The following is a 13,737-nucleotide window of genomic DNA, read 5'->3' as shown; positions in this document are numbered from 1 at the left end:
TTTCGGCTTTTACAGGTTTTTCCTGAGGAAGCTGCGCGTGCGGCCTTCCGGGAAATCCTCGAGTTCGCCGAAGACCTCATAACCTTGGCGCAGATAGGCTCGCAGAGCCTGCGGATTGAACGTGTCGATCCAGGCACCGCGGCACCCCCTGGCTCTCGCCTCTTCTTCCGCCTTTGCGAGGATATTGCCGGCAAGACCGGTGCCACGCAGCGTATCGGGAATATAGAGCATCTGGGTGAAGAGCCAGCCCCAGGCGGTGAAGCCCGACAGGCCGCCGGTCACCTTGCCGTTGGTATCGCGGATGAGGATTGCCAGCGGCTGGCGCTCCGAGGGGCCGGCATCGCCGTTGTTGAAGGCCGAGAGGGCGTCGGTGATCGCCGCGAGTTCCTCCAGCGAGGGCGAGGCGGTGAGCTCGAATTCCGGCATGAGATTACCGCCCTTCGCGCCACCACATGGCGCCGAAGGCGAAGAGCAGGATGCCGACGCCGGCAAAACCGGCAAAGAGCGGCAGCGTGTTGATGCCCTTCAGAACCGTCTCGCTGGTCATGCGGATCATCATGCGCTCGGTGTCGGAGACACGGACCTGGCCGCGCACCGGCAGGATCGGGGGCACGCTGATTTCGCCGTTTGCATCGGCGACACGGGTAACGAGACCCTTGCTTCTGTCGGCGACCGGCTTCAGCACATCCGTCGTCGAGATCATCGCCTTGAATTCCGGCGCGTCGACGGCGCCGATGTGGACGAGGGTCGAGAGCTGGCCGTTGCGGATTTCGAAGAGGCCGATCTCGTCCATCCGCTTTTCGGCCTTGTAAAGGCCGGGTTCGGTCTGGGTGAGAGGCAGGGTTTCGGTCTTGCCGGAGGGATAACGGACGGTGGCGTTGCCCGGATTGTCGCCGATCGTCTGGCGCGTGACCTCAAGGGTGCGGCCGGAGGCGCGCGCCGTCAGCGCTTCTTCCTCAAGCGCCGGTTCCTTCATCAGCCAATGGGCGATGCGGCGATAGAGCGAGACATTCGGACCGCCGCCCTCGAAGCCGCGCGCCCAGAGCCAGCCCTGATCGGAAAGCAGCATGGCGACGCGGCCCTGGCCGGCGCGGTTCAGCACCAGCAGCGGATGGTTGTCGGCGCCGAGCATGATCGTCTCGCCCTCGGGCTTTTCGACGTCGACGCTGCGGAACCAGCGGCCCCAATGCGGTGGGTCTTCGCCCGAACCGTCCAGGCCGCGGGTGACGGGATGCTTGCGGCCTTCCTCCGAGAGGCGGGGATAGAAGGCTCTCTCGATCATCTGGCCAGTGGGCATTGCCGGCAGAACAGAGGAAAGCGGCGTCATGGCGATGGAATCCGGACCGGCATGCTCGGGGCCGGCGGCGATCAGCAACGCGCCGCCGTTTTCGACATATTGGGCGATGTTGTCATAGTAGAGCAGCGGCAGAACGCCGCGATGCTGGTAGCGGTCGAAGATGATCAGGTCGAAATCCTTGATCTTGTCGACAAAGAGTTCGCGTGTCGGGAAGGCGATCAGCGACAACTCGTTGATCGGCGTGCCGTCCTGCTTTTCCGGCGGACGCAGGATGGTGAAATGGACGAGATCGACCGAGGCGTCGGATTTCAGGAGATTGCGCCAGGCGCGCTCGCCGGCATGCGGCTCGCCGGAGACGAGCAGGACGCGCAGATTCTGGCGGATTCCGTCGATGACATGGACGGCGCGATTATTGGCGGCCGTGACTTCGCCGGGAAGCTCGGCGACGGAGAATTCGAGCACATTGCTGCCGCCGCCCGGCACCTTGAAGGAGAAGGGCGTGTCCTGGCCGGGCGTCGCCCGCAGGGTGGCGATCTCGTTGCCGTTCATCTTCACGACGACATCGGCAGTGCCGCCGGGGCTCGGGCCGTCGTCGAAAACGCGCAGGATGACCTGCTGCTCCTCGTTGACGATGCCGAAGCGCGGCCCCTTGATGACTTCGATGCGGCGATCGAATTCCTTGGGCCTGCCGGTCACGAGGCCATGGATCGGCGCGTCGAAGCCGAGCGCCTGATTGGCGGCCGGGACATCATGGACTTCGCCGTCCGTCAGCATGATGGCGCCGCCAACGCGGGAAGGGGGGACATCGGCAATGTTGGCGGCCAGCGCGTCGAACAGGCGCGTGGCGGGCACGTCGGAATTGACGTCGCCTTCGACATCGATGAAGCGGGGCTCTATCTGGGGAAAGCGGGCGAGCTGTCCCTTCAGGGCGGCAAGCGCGTCGTCGGTCATCTTGACGCGATCGGGCGTCTGCTGGCTCTGGCTTCGGTCGACGATGACGGGGACGATCGTCGACAGCTGATCCCGGTCCTCCTGCAGCAGCACGGGATTGGCCAGCGCGGTCAGCAGGGCGAGTGCCGCCAACGTCCTGATCCAGGCGCCGCGAACGCCGCGCCAGATCGCGAAGGCGGCGATAACAGCGCTGACGACGGCCAGCGTCGCCAGAACCGGCCAGGGCAGGAAAGGCGAAAAATCGAACGTCATATCATTGTCCTAACCGCTCGAGCAGGTCGGGAACATGAACCTGGTCTGTCTTGTAGTTGCCGGTCAGCATGTACATCATGATGTTGACGCCGGAGCGGTAGGCATATTCGCGCTGCGTTTCATCCTGGGGCACGGTCGGCAGCATCGGCGTGCCGTTCTCGTCGATCGCCCAGGCGCCGGCGAAATCATTGCCGGTGATCAGGATCGGTGAAACGCCGTCGGCCGTCGCCGCCGATTTTGCGCTTGGCTCGCGGCCGCCCTGCCGGGCCTCGATCCAGAGGGGGCTGCCGGTGTAACGGCCGGGAAAGCTCGACAGGAGATAGAAGGATTTCGTCAGCACGTGATCCGACGGCACCGGCTCCAGCGGCGGAATATCGAGATTGGCGAGGATTTCCTGCAGTCTCTGGCCGTTGGCGCTGACATTGCCGCCATTGTCCAATGCGCTGATCTGATCGCGCGTGTCGAAAAGCACGGTTCCGCCATTGCGCATATAGGCGTCGATGCGGCTGATCGCGGCCGAGGACGGCATCGGCGCCGTCGCCGAGACCGGCCAGTAGATGATCGGATAGAAGGCGAGCTCGTCCTTGGTGAGGTCGAGGCCGACGGGCGGCGCCGGCTCCAGCGTCGTGCGGAAGGTCAGGAACTGGGTGAGGCCTTCCAGGCCGCGCTCCGATATATCGTCCACCTCCTGTTCGCCGGTGACGACATAGGCGAGATGGGTATTGTCCAGCCTCTCCAGGATGACGTCGTCGCCGGGCCTGACGTCGTTGGCGTGAAGCGTGCCGGGCTGCATGAGGAAGCCCGCGCCGATTGCCACCGCGATCACGCCCATGGTGCGGACAGCCGGGCGCAATCGCGAGAAGGCGCCGTTCATGAAGAGGACGATCAGGCTATCGGCGAGCAGAAGCAGAAAGGCTGCGAGGAACAGCGCCGGCTTTGCCGACCAGCTTTCGCCGCCGATCAGACCTTCGCGAACGGCGTTGGTTCCCGTTGTGTCGAGCGGTTTCAGTTCGGCGTCCTCCGGCAGCACGTTCAGGGAGGTGAAACCGTCTTCCGAGCCGTAGAGCCCGGGCGGATTGTCGAAATTCGCCGTCGGTTCGGTTCCGGCCTTGGGAATGAGCGGGCGCGCCGCGCCCGTCTCGGAGACGAGCATGCCCTTGGCCGTCAGCATCCGGAACGGCGGCAGGGTTTCGGCAACACGCGCATTGCCGCGCGCCTCCGACGTCACGCCACCTGAGCGCGATATCTGCAGCAGGTGGCGCAGCATGTCGACGAAGGTGCCGGAGATCGGCAGATCGGACCAGGTCGCTTCCGCCGTGACGTGAAACAGGACGATCTGCCCGGATGCGAGCTGCTTCATCGTCACGAGCGGCGTGCCGTCGGCCAAGCTCGCCCAGGTGCGCTCGGCAAGATCGGGTGTCGGTTCGGCAAGCACCTGCCGCTTGACGACGACGTCCGCGGGACGCGCTATGCCGGCGAAAGGCCCGAAATTCGGAAATTCGGCCAGCGATTGCGGTTCGCTCCAGGACAATGTACCGCCCAGCGCGCGTTCTCCCTGACGCAGGATGACGGGGATCAGCGGATCGTCCGCGGGTGCTGCCGCCATGCGCGGGCCGGCAAAACGCAGGAGCATGCCGCCGTTCGATATCCAGCGTGTCAGGGGTTCGTAGGTCTCCTCCGGCAGCCGGCCGATATCGGCCATGATGATGATGGAGGGATTGTTGGCAAGAAGCTTCGGTATGGCGACGGCAAGATCGGAATCGGCGGGTTGGACCAGATCCGCATAAGGCTGCAGCGCCCGCTGGATATAATAGAGCGGCGAGAGCAGCGGCTGGAACTCGTCGCCTCCCGCACCCGACAGCAAGACGACGCGACGGCGCTTGAATGCGTCGTCGAGAAGGTGGACGGCGCCTGCCGTCGCGCCGTTGTCGACGCTGATGCGCGCGAAATCGTTGCGCATCTCGAAGGGAGCGGTGATCGAACTCGTCGCGACGCTCTGGCCGGGGCTGAAATCCACCCGGCCGTTGGCGATCGAGCGGCCCTGGGCATCAACGGCGTTCAGCGCCACGGATGCGGCATGCGAACTGTTGAGCCGCGTGACTTTGACGGTCATGGCATCAGCCGCATTGTTGGCCGCGGTGACCGCGACCGTCTTTGCGGCATCGCCTTCAATCAGGCGGAGATCGGCGGGCTGGAGTTCGGCGAGTTGCCGCACCGTGGCGTCGTCGGCCTTGGCGGCCGCGCCGTCGGTGAGGAAGGCGAGGGTACCGGGCTTGACGCCGTTCAGGGCGGCGCGCAGCGCCTGGAAGGCGCGCTCGCGGTCCGGCACCAGCGGTCGCGGCTCGGCGGCGCGCAGCTTGTCGCGGGCGCTGGCCGCGGTGCCGGGAATGGCGTCATTGGCCGGATCGGCGGTGAAGGCGATCGACACCGGCGTGCCGGCGGATTCGGCGTCGTCTATCAGCGCGCCGGCGGTCTGGACACGGCGCTCCCAGTCGGGTGCGGCCGCCCAGCTATTGTCGACGAAGAGGACGAGCGGGCCACCTGAAGCCAGCGAACTTGTACGCGGGTTGAAGACCGGATCGGCGATCGCAAGGATGATGGTGGCGGCGAGCAGCATGCGCAGCAGCGTCAGCCACCAGGGGCTCTGCGCCGGCGTCTCCTCGCGCTTCAGCACGGATGCGAGGATCTTCAGCGGCGGGAAGACCTCGGCCTTCGGGCGCGGCGGCGTCAGTCGCAGCAGCCACCAGATGACGGGGAGCGCAACGAGGGCGCCGAGAATGGCAGGATAGGCAAAAGCGAAGGGAAGGGCGTTCATAACATCCCTCCATGCGTCGCCTTGGCCGGCATGCCCGAGAGATACATGTGCATGGCGACCAGCGCTTCCGAAGCCAGGTGATCGGTGCGGTGGGTCGCAAAGGTCCAGCCGAGATGGCGAAGCGACTGGCCGAGGTTCTCCCTGCGCGCGAGGTAGGCGTTGCGGTAGGCGTCGCGGACGTGTTCGGCGCGGCCGGAAATCAGCCTGGCGCCGGTTTCCGGATCGGTGAATTCGGTGCGGCCGCTATAGGGGAATAGCTCCTCGGCGGGATCTGATATCTCGATTACATGGCCGCGCAGGCCGCGGCGGGCAAGCGGGCCGAGGCGCTCCATGATTGCCGGCGCATCGTCGAGGAAATCGCCGATGAGCACGAGGTCGCTCCAGCCGCGGATCATCGCCGTTTCCGGCAGGCCGCCGGTCAGCGGCGTGTGCATGAGTGCCGCCGCCAGCCGTTCGGCGGCGGTGCGGGTAGAGACGGGGTCCATGATGCCGGGGCAGCCGATGCGTTCGCCGGAGCGGGCAAGGATTTCGGCAAGCGCCAGCATGACGACGAGCGCCCGGCTTTCCTTCGAGACGCTGCCGTAGCTCGACTTGTACATCATCGAGGGCGACATGTCGCACCAGAGCCAGATGGTGTGCGCCGCCTCCCATTCGCGCTCGCGCACATAGGTATGGTCGTCGCGGGCGGAGCGGCGCCAATCGATGCGCGACAGGCTTTCGCCTTCGGCATAGGGGCGAAATTGCCAGAAATTCTCGCCGATGCCACGCTTGCGGCGGCCATGCCAACCGGCGATTACCGTGTTGGCGATGCGCTTGGCTTCCACCAGGCAGTCCGGTATCAGGGCCGCCCGCTGCCTGGCGCGGGAAAGGGCATCGCTGCCTGACGTCGGGTTGACGATCTGTCCGATAGATGCCACGCGTCCGGCTTCCTTATCCCTTTGCCTGCCTGACCAGTCCGGCGATGACGTCGCGCACCGACATGCCTTCGGCGCGGGCGGCGAAAGTCAGCGCCATGCGGTGCTGGAGAATGGGTTCGGCGAGCGCGAAGATATCGTCCAGGGACGGGGCGAGACGGCCTTCGTATAGCGCGCGGGCACGCGCGCAGAGCATCATCGCCTGGCCGGCGCGCGGGCCTGGGCCCCAGGCGACGTTCTTGTCGGTCGAGGCATTGCCCTGTCCGGGACGGGCGGAGCGCACCAGCGAAAGGATGGCATCGACCACCGTGTCGCTCACCGGCATCTGGCGCACCAGCGTCTGGATCTCGATCAGCCGCTGCGCATCGATGACGGCTTGCGGCCGGGTTTCGCTCAAGCCGGTCGTCTCGAGCAGGATCTGGCGCTCGGCGGCAAGCTCGGGATAGTTGACGTCGACCTGCAGCAGGAAACGATCGAGCTGGGCTTCGGGCAGGGGATAGGTGCCTTCCTGCTCCAGCGGGTTCTGGGTGGCAAGCACATGGAAGGGCGCGGGCAGGTCGTAGCGCTGGCCGGCGATGGTGATGTGATATTCCTGCATGGATTGCAGCAGCGCCGACTGCGTGCGCGGCGAAGCGCGGTTGATTTCGTCGGCCATCAGAAGCTGGGCGAAGACCGGCCCCTTGACGAAGCGGAAGGAGCGCCGGCCGCTATCGTCCTGGTCCATCACCTCGGAGCCGAGAATATCCGAGGGCATCAGGTCGGGCGTGAACTGGATGCGGTTGGCGGCAAGACCGAGCACTTCGCCGAGCGTCGTCACCAGCCGGGTCTTGGCAAGGCCGGGAACGCCGACGAGCAGGGCGTGACCGCCGGAGAGCACGGCGAGAATGGTGTTCTCGACCACGCCTTCCTGACCGAAGATCACCTTCGAGACTTCCACGCGGATGGCGGCGATATCGGAGAGCGCCCTTTCGGCGGCGGCGACGATCGCCTTTTCATCGAGGCTGGCTTCGGTCTTCATCATACCCACGGGCATCTCCAACGGCTGAAATCATTCGGCTGCGAATCGGCGGACTTATACATCTGCCTCATACTCGATAGAGTTATGGAGATGCGACGGGCTGACAAGTTCGTTACGAATGACTATCTCGTGACTTTACTTCGTTAAGGACAAACCGGGACGGAAGAATGGCAGCCGAGGAAATCAGCGGACAGGCGGATGCGGCGGGGCTTGCCGCGCTGATTTCGCGCGCGTCCCAGGAAATCGGCGGTAAAAATCGAGGATTACCGCCGGTGGAGCGGTGGAATCCGCCCTTCTGCGGCGATATCGACATGGAGATCAGGGCCGATGGCACCTGGTTCTACATGGGCACGCCGATCGGCCGGCCGGCGCTGGTGCGGCTGTTTTCGACGGTTTTGAGGAGGGACGAGGATGAGAAGACCTATCTCGTAACTCCTGTGGAAAAGGTTGGCATAAGGGTTGTCGACGCGCCTTTCGTCGCCGTGGAGATGAGCGTGACGGCGCGGGAGGGCTACCAGGTGCTGACATTCCGCACCAATGTCGGTGATGTCGTGGAGGCGGGAGGAGAGCATCGGCTGCGTTTTGCCATTGCTGGCGACAATGCCGAACTGAAACCCTACCTGCATGTGCGCGGGCGGCTGGAGGCGCTGGTGTCGCGTGCGGTGATGTATGAACTGGTCGCGCTCGGCGAGACACTCGATGTCGAGGGGCAGGCGATGTTTGCGGTCCGCTCCGTAGGCGAGGTCTTCCCTGTCATGCCGGCCGAAGAATTGGATGCGCTTTGCCGATGAACGATGCTATTGCCCAACGTTATCCGCTGTTTTCAGCGGCCGAATTCCGCCGTCGCGCGCTCAATCAGAGCGGCGGGCCGGTGGATCATGCCTGGCGCGATCACGGGGACCATATCCTCAACCCTGATATCGTGGCCGAAGTCGCGACCTTTAAGCTGCGCGATGCCGCCGTGCTCGTGCCCGTCGTCGACGACGGCGAGGAGGCGCATGTGATCTTCACCAAGCGCACGGCGACGCTGCGCAAGCATTCCGGGCAGATCGCCTTTCCCGGCGGCTCGATTGATCCCGCCGATGTCTCGCCTGAAATGGCGGCGATCCGCGAGACGGAGGAGGAGATCGGCCTTGCAGGCTCCTACGTCGAAACCGTCGGCCGGCTGCCGAACTATCTCGCCTCGACGGGTTTCCGCATCACGCCGGTGCTCGGCGTCGTCTCGCCTGGCTTCGCGCTGAGGCCGAACCCGGCCGAGGTGGACGATGTGTTCGAGGTGCCGCTTTCCTTTTTGATGAATCCGGCCAATCACAGCCGCGACAAGCGCGTCATCGACGGCATCGACCGGCATTTCTACCGGATGCCCTATGAAACCAGGATGATCTGGGGCATTACCGCCGGCATCGTCCGCACGCTTTATGAAAGGCTTTATGCATGACCGGCCTTGCCGACCAAGCATGGTTCCGCGATCCGGCACTCGGCCAGGTCCTTGCCCTTCTCAACGCCGATGGCGGGGAAGGGCGCGTGGTCGGCGGCGCGGTGCGCAACAGCCTGATGGGGTTGCCGGTCAGCGATATCGACATCGCCACGACACTGACGCCCGAGATCGTGATGGAGCGGGCGGCGGCGGCCGGCGTCAAGGCGGTTCCAACGGGCCTGCAGCACGGCACCGTGACGCTCGTCGTCGATGGCAAGCCCTTCGAGGTGACGACGCTGCGCACCGACGTCGAGACCGACGGACGCCGTGCCAAGGTCGCCTTCAGCACCGACTGGAAGGTCGATGCCGAGCGGCGGGACCTGACGATCAATGCGCTCTATGCAGATGCCGAGGGCGAGGTGGTGGATCTCGTCGGCGGGCTTGCCGACATCGAGACGCGCAACATCCGCTTCATAGGCGATCCGGCAACGCGCATCGCCGAGGATCATCTGCGCATCCTGCGTTTCTTCCGCTTCTTTGCTTATTACGGTTCCGGCCGGCCGGATGCCGAGGGGCTGAAGGCCTGTTCGGCGGCGCGCTCGAAACTGAAGGCGTTGTCGGTGGAGCGCGTCTGGTCGGAGCTCAGAAAGCTGCTCGGCGCCGACGATCCCGGCCGGGCGCTGCTCTGGATGCGACAGGTTGCGGTGCTGACGGAAATCCTGCCGGAAACGGAACGATGGGGGATCGATGCGATCCCGTCGCTGGTCGCCACCGAAAAGGCGCTCGGCTGGGCGCCCGATCCGCTGCTGCGCCTTGCGGCGATCGTGCCGCCCGATGCCGTACGGCTGGAGGCGCTTGCGGCCCGGCTGAAGCTCTCGAATGCGGAAGCGGCCACCCTCAAGGCCTGGGCAATGGCAGCGCCGGTCAATGACGAAATCTCGTCGGCCGCCTTTGAGCGGCTGCTTTATCGCAACGGCACAGACGGCATCACCACACGGCTGAAGCTGGCGCTCGCCGTTGCGCGCGGCAAGGCCGAAGGCGATCTCGGTGAAATGGCGCGCACGGCGCGGCTCATCAAGCTGCTTCAACTGACGGTGAACTGGAAGAAACCGGCATTTCCTGTCAATGGCGGCGACGTCATCTCGGCCGGCATCGCCTCGGGTCCGCGTGTCGGCGAACTGCTGGCGGCGCTGGAAAGCCAGTGGGTGGAGGAAAACTTCGCTTCCGATCGGGCAGCATTGCTCGCCCGGCTGCAGGAGCGCGTGCGATAGGCAGCGTGGCGTCGCATCCCATGGATGCGGCGCGGCTCAAGCCTCTGTTATCGCTGCTGTCTGCCGTCGGCAATCAAGCTGCGGTCGCCTCGTCGCGGATGCGGGCCTTGATGTTGTCGACCATGTTTTCGCGGATGGTCGTTTCGCCGTGGGCGGTCTTCAGGTGCTCGACGGCGCGGCGGACGACTTCCGCGTCATTGTCTGCCCGGGTGTGCCAGGCGCAGCCTGGAACGAGCGTGCCGCATTCGAAAAGTCGCATGGTTTTCTCCTCTGTCTGAGACGCAACGGCCAACGCGTTTTCACGCGATTGATGAATGTACGTGGGAAGAGAAGGTTCCGGCCGGCATCAGGTGTCGACCGGAGAAGGTCTTTCAATCGGGCATTGCCCAGGCTTTGTAGGTATCCGAGAGATGGCGGGGCATGTTGTTGTTGGCTGCCTCTTTCTGCAATTCTTCCGGCGACTTTCCGCCGGCCAGCTGCAGCTTGACCTGCTCGATGAAGCAGGAGAGAGGCAGATCCGAGCCGCTCTTGGCTCTCAGTTGCTCGGCGATGCGCGTCAGGAATTCCGGCGTGTCGATCACGCGGGGTGTTTCCTGAACATTCGTGGATACAGGCGAGCCGCTTTGTATCGTCATGACAATCCTCCTCCGATTGTTACGCACATACATATAAAGTTAGGACGCACTGAATTTTTATGAAGGTACCTCACTTCGAATTTATCGACGAGATCTCACAGTTTCACGGCCAGCGGACGACGGGGGGCAGCGAAGAGAGAATGGATTCGACGTTGCCGCCTGTCTTCAGGCCGAAGATCGTGCCGCGATCATACAGCAGATTGAATTCGACGTATCGGCCCCGGCGGATCAATTGTTCGTCACGGTCGGCTTCCGTCCACATCTTATTGAAGTTGGAGCGGACGATCTTCGGATAGACCATGGCGAAGGCCCGGCCGACATCGCGCGTGAAGGCGAAATCGGCATCCCAGCCGCCGGCTTCCTCGCTCGAATGCAGCCAGTCGTAGAAGATGCCGCCGATGCCGCGCGGCTCGTTGCGGTGCTTCAGGAAGAAATAGTCGTCGCACCAGGTCTTGTAGGCATCGTAATCGGCGACCGCATGGTTGCGGCAGGCGATTTCCATGGCCTTGTGGAAGAGTTGGCTGTCCTCATCCTCCTGCGTGCGGCGGCGCGACAGCACCGGCGTCAGATCGGCCCCGCCGCCAAACCAGCGGCTGGTGGTGACGACCATGCGGGTGTTCATATGCACGGCGGGAACGTTGGGGTTCACCGGATGGGCGATCAGCGAGATGCCGGAGGCCCAGAAGCGCGGATCGTCCTTGGCGCCCGGTATCTGCGCCCGGAAATCCGGGGCGAACTCGCCGTGGACGGTCGAGGTATGGACGCCGACCTTTTCGAAAACGCGGCCTTCCATCATCGACATCCGGCCACCGCCGCCGGCGCCATTTTCGCGCGACCAATCCTTGGCGACGAAGCGGCCGGGTTCCTGGTCGGAGAGCGGACCTTCCAACTCGTCCTCGAGGGCCTCGAAGGAGGCGCAGATCGTATCGCGCAGCCCTTCGAACCAGCTGCGGGCAGCCGCCTTCTTCTCTTCGATATCCTCAGGCAAGCCGATCGGCAGTTCCGGTCTTTCCATTTACGCCTCCAGCGGCCGGCATCCATTGCGGACGCGACTCGCTTATTCCTCGTTGTCGGCCACATCTAGCAGGTGGCGCCGCATCTCGCCAAGCCGAGGCGGGCCGGCGCCAGCCTTCGAGATTCGACTCGCAAAGCGAGGAAATCGATACTACTTTTTCCCCAAGAGGTAGGTTTGATGGCAAAAATTCCAGGACCCCCGTCCTTCGACGGCCTGAAGCGCAGAATGGCGAAACACCGGGCGGAAAATCCTCCCCGCAAGAAAGACCATTTCGTGCGTGAGACATATTGCCTCGGCCTGATCGACGCCCGCGCCAAGGCGCGCGAATGGTTCGACGAATATCCGAAAGCTGCTTATTGGACCGAGGTGGAGAGCTGGCGCCAGCTCGATGGCGACCGGATCGAGTTCACCATGCGCCGCCTGCCTTCGGCGGACTGACCGTCACTCCGCGGCGCTCCGCACGCGGCTTTCGATCAGCAGGCCGCTTTCATCCATGATCGGATGCGCTACCGAGACGATATGGGCGTTGATCCGCTTCAGGTCGCGCAGCATATCGAGATGCAGGGAACTGGTCTGCAGACTGTCGGCACGGCCGTCACGCAGGCGTTCGAGATGATGCTCGGCGGACTGCTTTTCCATTCGTCGCACCTCGACCTTCACCTCCATCATCTGGCGCGCGAGATTGAAATCGCGGGTAACGAAGATCGTCTGGGCGACGCGCAGATTATCGATCGTCAGATCGAACAGCTTTCGCAGTTCCTGGTGGCCGTCTTCGGAAAATTTGAGCCCGAGCGAGATCTTCTTCGACACCTGCTCCGAGAGGCCCTTCTCGATGATGTCGCCCATATGTTCGAGGTTGATCGCGTAATCGATGACGACGATCGAGCGGCGGGCGTTTTCGTCGCTGAGGCCTTCACGGCCGAGCTTGGAGAGATAGACCTTCACGGCCTGTTGCAGCCGGTCGACGCGCTCTTCGAGGGCTGCAATCTCGGCAAGCTTAGACGCGTCGCTATGTTCGAGAGCTTCGGAAACCCGCATCAGCATGCGCTCGATGAGGTCGCCGATGCCGAGCACTTCGCGGGTGGCGCTGGCAAGGGCAATGACGGGCGTCGAAAGTTCGTTCGCATCCAGATATTTGGGCGCGTTGTCGGGCTCGGCCTGATCCGGCACCAGCCGGGCCATCAGGGCGGCGAGCGGCCGGGAGACGGGCCAGGCGAATGCGGCGAGCAGAAGGTTGAAGGCAAGATGGGCATCGACCGGCAGCTTGGCAGGTCCGAAGGGCAGCATCTGGATGAGTTCCGCGCCATAACCTGCGAGCGGCAGCGCGATGATGCATCCGAGCGTGCGGATTGCGAGATTGCCGATGGTGACGCGTCGTGCCGAGGCCGGACCTGATAATGTCGCGACAACAGGCGGTATGGCGCCGCCGAGATTGGCGCCCAGCACGAGCACGATGACGAGTTCGGCTGAAATGAGCCCGGCCGAGGCAAGCGACAGGATGAGCACCACCACCGCGAGGCTTGATGAAGACACGAAGGCAAGGGCCGCCGAAAAGAGCAGCGCCACGGGCAAGGCGCCGTCCAGCAGGCCGATGAAAGCGGCGAGGGCCGGGGAAGCGCGCATCGGCTCCGTCGCAAGATCGAGGAGATGCAGCGACAGCAGCATCAGGCCGATGCCGATCAGCGCGCCGCCGCCGCCCTGACGGGTGCTGGAGCGGCCACGGCAAAGCACGATGCCGGCCAGGATCAGCAGCGGGGAGAGCCATTCGATGCCCGTCGCCACGATCCAGGCGGTGATCGCCGTGCCGACATTGGCGCCGAGCAGGACGATCTGCGCCATGCGCGGCTTGATCAGATCACGCTCGACGAAGGATGCGGTCATCAGCGCCGTTGCCGTCGAGCTTTGCAGGGCGACGGTCGCCACGAGCCCCGACAGGAAGGAACGAAAGCCGCTGCGCGTCCCGGTCGCCAGACCCGTTCTGAGCCGTGCGCCGAAGGCTCTGGACACCCCATCCTTCACCTGCGCAAGGCCGAACAGCAGCAGAGCCACGGCGCCGAACAGGTTGATCATGGTGACGGTGGAATCCATTGTCTTGGTTTTATTCTTCTTTCATCTGTCCAAAGAATCGCGAACTGATGGACAATCTTCTCAA

13 protein-coding genes are annotated in these 13,737 nt (G+C 64.1%); 4 read left to right on the top strand and 9 right to left on the bottom strand.

Translation table 11 applies throughout. The annotated features are described in order from the left end of the window. Positions 1-9: 9 nt before the first annotated feature. Genes EFB14_RS02375 through EFB14_RS02355 form a run of 5 tightly spaced genes read right to left on the bottom strand, consistent with a single transcriptional unit; the run spans position 10 to position 7,256 of the window. Entirely contained in the window at positions 10-426 is a 417-nt protein-coding gene (locus tag EFB14_RS02375) for a GNAT family N-acetyltransferase (protein WP_126822365.1), read from the bottom strand. Positions 427-430: 4 nt separating this feature from the next. Further along, a complete protein-coding gene (locus EFB14_RS02370; RefSeq protein ID WP_126822363.1) occupies positions 431-2,500 on the bottom strand; it encodes a hypothetical protein in 2,070 nt (689 codons plus the stop codon). Between the two features lies 1 nt (position 2,501). Then, complete coding sequence (locus EFB14_RS02365; protein WP_126822361.1) at positions 2,502-5,315, bottom strand: DUF4159 domain-containing protein; 2,814 nt, start codon at positions 5,313-5,315, stop codon at positions 2,502-2,504. Next, positions 5,312-6,232, bottom strand: coding sequence for a DUF58 domain-containing protein (locus EFB14_RS02360; protein WP_126822360.1), 921 nt, complete (start codon positions 6,230-6,232; stop codon positions 5,312-5,314). Before EFB14_RS02360 ends, EFB14_RS02365 begins: the two co-directional genes overlap by 4 nt. Before the next feature lie 13 nt (positions 6,233-6,245). Further along, entirely contained in the window at positions 6,246-7,256 is a 1,011-nt protein-coding gene (locus EFB14_RS02355) for an AAA family ATPase (protein WP_125847355.1), read from the bottom strand. Positions 7,257-7,414: 158 nt separating this feature from the next. Between EFB14_RS02355 and EFB14_RS02350 the strand changes: the two genes are divergently transcribed. The 3 genes from EFB14_RS02350 to EFB14_RS02340 are packed head-to-tail and all read left to right on the top strand — an operon-like array spanning position 7,415 to position 9,935. Beyond that, complete coding sequence (locus EFB14_RS02350; RefSeq protein ID WP_126822358.1) at positions 7,415-8,038, top strand: DUF1285 domain-containing protein; 624 nt, start codon at positions 7,415-7,417, stop codon at positions 8,036-8,038. After that, a complete protein-coding gene (locus EFB14_RS02345; protein ID WP_126822356.1) occupies positions 8,035-8,685 on the top strand; it encodes a CoA pyrophosphatase in 651 nt (216 codons plus the stop codon). The genes EFB14_RS02350 and EFB14_RS02345 overlap by 4 nt, the downstream gene beginning before the upstream one ends. Continuing rightward, on the top strand, positions 8,682-9,935 hold the full coding sequence (locus EFB14_RS02340) for a CCA tRNA nucleotidyltransferase (protein ID WP_126822354.1): 1,254 nt from the start codon (positions 8,682-8,684) through the stop codon (positions 9,933-9,935). The genes EFB14_RS02345 and EFB14_RS02340 overlap by 4 nt, the downstream gene beginning before the upstream one ends. 73 nt (positions 9,936-10,008) lie before the next feature. Here EFB14_RS02340 and EFB14_RS02335 read toward each other — a convergent pair whose 3' ends face one another. The 3 genes from EFB14_RS02335 to hemF form a co-directional block, all read right to left on the bottom strand. Then, on the bottom strand, positions 10,009-10,194 hold the full coding sequence (locus EFB14_RS02335; RefSeq protein WP_010029983.1) for a DUF1059 domain-containing protein: 186 nt from the start codon (positions 10,192-10,194) through the stop codon (positions 10,009-10,011). A 112-nt stretch (positions 10,195-10,306) separates the two neighbouring features. Next, complete coding sequence (locus EFB14_RS02330; RefSeq protein WP_126822352.1) at positions 10,307-10,570, bottom strand: hypothetical protein; 264 nt, start codon at positions 10,568-10,570, stop codon at positions 10,307-10,309. A 103-nt stretch (positions 10,571-10,673) separates the two neighbouring features. Further along, positions 10,674-11,585, bottom strand: coding sequence for an oxygen-dependent coproporphyrinogen oxidase (gene hemF, locus EFB14_RS02325; protein WP_126822350.1), 912 nt, complete (start codon positions 11,583-11,585; stop codon positions 10,674-10,676). Between the two features lie 177 nt (positions 11,586-11,762). Here hemF and EFB14_RS02320 point away from each other — a divergent pair, with 177 nt between their 5' ends. Beyond that, positions 11,763-12,023 (top strand): hypothetical protein, encoded by a 261-nt coding sequence (locus EFB14_RS02320; protein ID WP_126822348.1) that lies wholly within the window; start codon positions 11,763-11,765, stop codon positions 12,021-12,023. Between the two features lie 3 nt (positions 12,024-12,026). Here EFB14_RS02320 and EFB14_RS02315 read toward each other — a convergent pair whose 3' ends face one another. Continuing rightward, the gene (locus tag EFB14_RS02315; RefSeq protein ID WP_126822346.1) at positions 12,027-13,673 is read right to left on the bottom strand and encodes a Na/Pi cotransporter family protein; all 1,647 of its coding nucleotides are present in this window, start codon (positions 13,671-13,673) and stop codon (positions 12,027-12,029) included. Between the last annotated feature and the right edge of the window lie 64 nt (positions 13,674-13,737).

Source organism: Rhizobium fabae, from assembly GCF_003985135.1.
GTDB lineage: Bacteria > Pseudomonadota > Alphaproteobacteria > Rhizobiales > Rhizobiaceae > Rhizobium > Rhizobium pisi.
This window is presented reverse-complemented; position numbering and strand designations above follow the sequence as displayed.

Bases quoted from the DNA above. Each gene is read 5' to 3' on its own strand.
- EFB14_RS02375 (WP_126822365.1), bottom strand. From the start codon at position 426: ATGCCGGAATTCGAGCTCACCGCCTCGCCCTCGCTGGAGGAACTCGCG.
- hemF (WP_126822350.1), bottom strand. From the start codon at position 11,585: ATGGAAAGACCGGAACTGCCGATCGGCTTGCCTGAGGATATCGAAGAG.
- EFB14_RS02370 (WP_126822363.1), bottom strand. From the start codon at position 2,500: ATGACGTTCGATTTTTCGCCTTTCCTGCCCTGGCCGGTTCTGGCGACG.
- EFB14_RS02340 (WP_126822354.1), top strand. From the start codon at position 8,682: ATGACCGGCCTTGCCGACCAAGCATGGTTCCGCGATCCGGCACTCGGC.
- EFB14_RS02335 (WP_010029983.1), bottom strand. From the start codon at position 10,194: ATGCGACTTTTCGAATGCGGCACGCTCGTTCCAGGCTGCGCCTGGCAC.
- EFB14_RS02365 (WP_126822361.1), bottom strand. From the start codon at position 5,315: ATGAACGCCCTTCCCTTCGCTTTTGCCTATCCTGCCATTCTCGGCGCC.
- EFB14_RS02345 (WP_126822356.1), top strand. From the start codon at position 8,035: ATGAACGATGCTATTGCCCAACGTTATCCGCTGTTTTCAGCGGCCGAA.
- EFB14_RS02315 (WP_126822346.1), bottom strand. From the start codon at position 13,673: ATGGATTCCACCGTCACCATGATCAACCTGTTCGGCGCCGTGGCTCTG.
- EFB14_RS02320 (WP_126822348.1), top strand. From the start codon at position 11,763: ATGGCAAAAATTCCAGGACCCCCGTCCTTCGACGGCCTGAAGCGCAGA.
- EFB14_RS02330 (WP_126822352.1), bottom strand. From the start codon at position 10,570: ATGACGATACAAAGCGGCTCGCCTGTATCCACGAATGTTCAGGAAACA.
- EFB14_RS02350 (WP_126822358.1), top strand. From the start codon at position 7,415: ATGGCAGCCGAGGAAATCAGCGGACAGGCGGATGCGGCGGGGCTTGCC.